The sequence below is a fragment of the uncultured Ralstonia sp. genome, assembly GCA_913056305.1.
In the GTDB taxonomy this organism is placed as follows: domain Bacteria; phylum Pseudomonadota; class Gammaproteobacteria; order Burkholderiales; family Burkholderiaceae; genus Ralstonia.
This window is the reverse complement of record CAJXMR010000373.1, coordinates 1-2,702: the sequence shown is the minus strand read 5'-3', so window position 1 is coordinate 2,702 and position 2,702 is coordinate 1. Positions and strand designations below refer to the sequence as shown.

Annotated in this window: 3 protein-coding genes and 1 pseudogene; all 4 read right to left on the bottom strand. The window is 68.4% G+C overall.

Annotated features, from left to right (window positions below):
- Positions 1–57: 57 nt before the first annotated feature.
- The gene (locus tag QZ609_RS26200) at positions 58–1,047 is read right to left on the bottom strand and encodes a DMT family transporter (RefSeq protein WP_295501342.1); all 990 of its coding nucleotides are present in this window, start codon (positions 1,045–1,047) and stop codon (positions 58–60) included.
- Between the two features lie 109 nt (positions 1,048–1,156).
- Complete coding sequence (locus tag QZ609_RS26195) at positions 1,157–1,900, bottom strand: AraC family transcriptional regulator (RefSeq protein WP_295501339.1); 744 nt, start codon at positions 1,898–1,900, stop codon at positions 1,157–1,159.
- A gap of 134 nt (positions 1,901–2,034) precedes the next feature.
- Positions 2,035–2,397 (bottom strand): DUF427 domain-containing protein, encoded by a 363-nt coding sequence (locus tag QZ609_RS26190; protein WP_295501337.1) that lies wholly within the window; start codon positions 2,395–2,397, stop codon positions 2,035–2,037.
- Between the two features lie 102 nt (positions 2,398–2,499).
- A pseudogene (locus tag QZ609_RS26185) lies at positions 2,500–2,702 on the bottom strand (ammonium transporter); the annotation flags it as partial.

Below are 2,702 nucleotides of genomic sequence, written 5' to 3'. Positions count from 1 at the left end.
AAGTGAGTCAGCCCCGGCAGGGGATGAAACAGGGGATGCACCACCAACAAAAAAAATCTAAGCATGCCGCCGGGCAGCAAGCGCAACGCCCCCAACCAGCAACAGCGCAGCCAGCACTTCAAGCCAGTGCGGCCAGCGCCCTTCATAAACGAACCCATAGAGCAGCGCAAACACCGTCTCAAACACAATCATCTGCCCCGACAGCGTCAACGGCAGCTTGCGGCTGGCCGCATTCCACAGACTGTTGCCGAGCACCGAAGCCCCCAGTGCCACGCCGGCATTGACCAACCAGAACATCCACCAGGCTGCTGCGGGCTGCGCAGAACTCGTCGCCATGCCGGGCATCAAAAACGCCGGCACCGCCAGCACCACCGACAACCCCCCGGTAGCAATCCCAGTCAACAACGACCACTCCCGGCTGGAGAACTGCGGATGCTTGCGCAAATACCGCGCATTGCACACCGCATACACGGTCCAGCACGCCAACGCCCCGGCCGCCATCAGCAGACCGATCATGTAAGTGTTGCCACCCGCACCGGCATGCACGGCAGGCGCGTCGGCGTAGATGCACACCACGCCCGCCGCCGCCATCAGCAACGGCAACGCCAGTCGCCGCAACGGCACACTGCCCCGCTCAGCCGCCCCCGCCAGCGTGACCGTCACCGGCAGCAGCCCGACGATCAACGACACCGGCGCTACCCCGGCGCGCTGCACGCCACCGGCCACGCACAGGTAATAGAGCAGGTTGCCCGGCAGCGACAGCCACAGCAGCGCCGCCCAATCGCGCCGCGTGGTCTTGCGCCACAGCGTGCGCCACACCGGCAAGGCCAGCGCCAGCGACAGCACCCCATACAGCAGATACCGCGCCGCCGACAGCGCCAGCGGCGAGAACGCCGGCAGCATCTTCGGCGCCACGAAGATCACGCCCCACAGCGCCCCGGCCGCGACGCCGCAGCCGATGCCCTTGAGGTGATCGCGCCGCCGGTCGTGCGGCGTGTGCGGTGTCTGCGCGAGGTGCGTTGCGGTGGAGGTGTCGCCGACAGCCATGGAAGTGCCAGTCCGGAAGAACAATCGAACCGGCACTCTGCGCGCACGCGAGCCGCCCGTCTTGGCGAAGACGGCAGCGCGTTGGCAAAAACGGAAAGCTGAAGTGGCGTCAGCCGTGCCGCACGGCAGCGGGCGTGGTGCCCAGGGCGGTCTTGAGATGGCGCGTCAGGGCGCTCTGGTCGTAGTAGCCGGTGCGCGCGGCAATCTCGGCAATGGGCAGGGCGGTGGCTTCCAGCAGCGACAACGCGTGCCGCAAGCGCACCTCGGCCAGCCGCGCGTGCAGCGTGGTGCCATAGGTGGCGCGGAACAGGGTGGCGAGACGGCGCGCGCTCACGCCAACGTCGGCCGCCAGTTCACCAACCGTCAGGGGCTCGGCATAGCGCTGGTCGATGGTGCGCCAGGCGTGTTCGGCGCGCGGGTCTGGCCGGGCGCGGAGCTGTGTCGACTGGTTGGCCGGATGCGCCGCCAGCGTCGCCAACGCCAGCGCAGACCACGCGTCGGCCAAGGTGTCATCGATGACGGGGCCGGCATGCGGAGCGTGCGCGCTCTGCAGCCACGTGGTCAGCGCGCGCAGGCCGGGCGTGAGCGGGAAGAACACCTGGTCGGCCAGGCCGCCGAGGTGAGGTGCGCGGTCGGTGGGGGCTGCGATGTCCAGCACGATGAAGCGGTTGGCGCCGGACGCCTCGAAGGCGTGCGTTGCGCCGGCGGGGATCAGCGCAGCGTGGTGCGTGTCGACCCGGCCGCCATGGCCGTCCACCTCCATCTCCAGCACGCCACGCGCGGGCATCACGACCTGCACAAAGTCGTGGGCGTGGGGGGCAGCGGCGAGGCCGTAGGTGCGGAAATCCAGCATCGGCGCAGGATACACCTGGCGCCGGGCAAAAAAATACCCGGCTGGTGCGCCGGGCTCGAACTTTCACGGGCGAGGGCCCGCGAGAAGAGGAACGAGCGGCATCATGCCTTGCCCATGTGACAGTCACATGTCAGTCACGCTTCCGTAATCGTCACGATGTTGGGGTAGAACGCGAGCATGCCGGCCACCGCCTCGGCCATGGGGATGGGGATGGGGTGCTCGTACGTCCACACCGCATTCGTGGCGCGCTCGTCGCCGGCCACGATGGTGTAGTACGACGCCTGGCCCTTGTACGGGCATTGGCTGTGATGCTGGGTGCGCTCCAGCAGGTTCATCTGCACGTCGTCGCGCGGGATGTACAGCACCGGCGGGAGCGAGCGTTCGCGCAAGGTGCGCGCAGCCCGCGTGTCGGCGATGGTGTAGCCGTTGAAGGTGACCGTAACGCGACGCGGGTTGGCTTCAACAACGATGGGGGATTTCAGTTCCAGCTCGGACATGCGGACCTCCTGCATCGGATGGCGGGGCCCCGCGCATGCGGGGGCTCCGATTCAATGTAGTGGATGGCCGCTGTCCGTGCCCGACGCGGCTGGCGTGAGGGCTTACCAGTGTGTCTCGCTCTCCGGCGTGGATGACACTCGGTGGATGGCGAGGTCCGCCCCCATGAACTCGGCCTCGCGGTCCAGCCGCAGGCCCACCAGCTTGCGCAGCGCGCCGTAGACCACCGTGCCGCCCACCAGCGCGATCACGATGCCGCCGGCCGTGCCCGCCACCTGCGCCCAGAACGACACGCCGCCCAGGCCGC